The sequence below is a fragment of the Nitratidesulfovibrio liaohensis genome, from assembly GCF_011682075.1.
GTDB classification, from domain to species: domain Bacteria; phylum Desulfobacterota; class Desulfovibrionia; order Desulfovibrionales; family Desulfovibrionaceae; genus Cupidesulfovibrio; species Cupidesulfovibrio liaohensis.
Genome location: NZ_VSMK01000496.1, coordinates 1 through 1,762, shown reverse-complemented (window position 1 = coordinate 1,762; position 1,762 = coordinate 1). Strand labels below are relative to the sequence as shown.

Annotated in this window: 2 protein-coding genes; both read right to left on the bottom strand. The window is 65.8% G+C overall.

The features are described 5' to 3' along the window. Window positions 1–381: 381 nt before the first annotated feature. The gene (gene dapB, locus FVW27_RS14780; RefSeq protein ID WP_167126523.1) at window positions 382–1,161 is read right to left on the bottom strand and encodes a 4-hydroxy-tetrahydrodipicolinate reductase; all 780 of its coding nucleotides are present in this window, start codon (window positions 1,159–1,161) and stop codon (window positions 382–384) included. An 83-nt stretch (window positions 1,162–1,244) separates the two neighbouring features. Beyond that, on the bottom strand, window positions 1,245–1,762 hold a 518-nt coding region (locus tag FVW27_RS14775; protein WP_341806153.1), incomplete at its 5' end, for a BRCT domain-containing protein.

Below are 1,762 nucleotides of genomic sequence, written 5' to 3'. Positions count from 1 at the left end.
CGCACCCCGCGCCGCCGCGGCGCGGACCGCCGCCTCGATGCGCGCCGCATTGCCCGCCACGTCGCCCACCACCACGTTCAACTGCAACAGCGCGATATTCATTGATGTTCTCCGAATCGGGAAGAGATGGAGAGTATCGGGGAGGGAAGGGAGAACTTTTGGAAAAGTTCTCCCTTCCCTCCCCGAACCCCTCCCTACCCTCTCAAAACTTTTTCATTGGGGCTTACCAAGGCAAATGTTTCAGCGAGATGGTACACAGCACGGCTGGCATATCCCCCATCACCAAACAAAAAGTTTGGAAGGGGAAAGGGGGTTCGGGGGAAGGGGGAAACTTTTTCAAAAGTTTCCCCCTTCCCCCGATTCATCTCCCGAAATTCCAGCCTACAGCATGTCCAGCATGGAATACAGGGTGCCGGGCTGCTGCTGCGGCAGCCACTTTGCGGCGCGCAGGGCCCCTTGGGCGAAGTTTTCGCGCGAGTGGGCCTGGTGGGTGATTTCGATGCGTTCGCCGGGGCCCATGGCATAGATGGTGTGCACGCCCACAACGTCGCCGCCGCGAATGGTCTGGATGCCGATTTCGTCCCTGGGCCGTTCACCGATGAGGCCTTCGCGGTGGTAGTTGGCCACGTCCGGCAGGTTCCAGCCCCGCGCCTCGGCCAGGCATTCGGCAAGGCGCAGGGCGGTGCCGCTGGGCGAATCCTTCTTGCGGTTGTGGTGCAGTTCCACCATCTCCAGGTCGTACTGCTCGCCCAGTTGCTGCACCAGTTGCGGCAGGATCTTGAGCAGCACGTTAACGCCGATGCTCATGTTGGGCGCCCAGAAGATGCGCGCGGTCCTGGCCAGTTCGGCCAGTTCGGCCTTCTGCTCGGCGGTCAGGCCCGTGGTGCCGATGACGTGCGACACACCGGCTCTGGCAGCGGCGCGGGCGTTGGCCATGCTGGCCTCCGGCGAGGTGAAGTCCACCACCACGCCGCCGGGTACCTGCGCGAACACCGCATCCGGGTCGCTGCCGGCGGGGCATTTCCACACGTCGAGCGAGGCCAGGCGTTCGGGACGTTCGACAACGGCGGCCAGCGTAAGGGCCGGGTCTTCCTGCGCCATGCGGCAGATGGTGGAACCCATGCGGCCACCGGCGCCCGTGACGATGATCGAAGTGCTCATGCTCGCTCCTTATGCGTTATGCGCGCGCCGCCGGAACCGGATGCGGCCCGGCGTGCGCGGTGTCTGATCGGAACTGGCGGAAATCACAGCAGCGAATGCTGGTCCTTCTTGCGGGACATGGCCGCTGCGTCGGCCTTGTCCGTCTTGTCGGGCCTCTCGGTCATGTCGGCATGGCCGGGGCCGCCCGACACGATGGGAGGCACGCCGGGAGCCACGCCTGATGTCGCGTCGGCAGAGATCGCGGCGGGCGCCTCGGCGGAAACTTCACGGGCGGCGGGAACATCCGCCGAAACTTCGGGCGCTTCGCCCTCGTTGCCGGACGCACGATCACCGTCCCCCGGCACATCCCCGCCCCTGCCTTCCAGCAGGTCCAGAAACTCCTGTTCCCGCAGTACCCGTATGCCGAGTTTCGCGGCCTTGTCGAGCTTGGAACCGGGCTTGTCGCCCACCACCAGCAAGTCCAGCTTCTTGCTGACGCTGCCGAGAATGCTGGCCCCGGCGGCCACGGCGCGGCGCTCTGCATCGGAGCGGGTGAGCGTGGTCAGCGAGCCGGTGAACAGCACGCCCAGCCCGGCCAGCGGACCGCTGCCTGCGCCCGGCG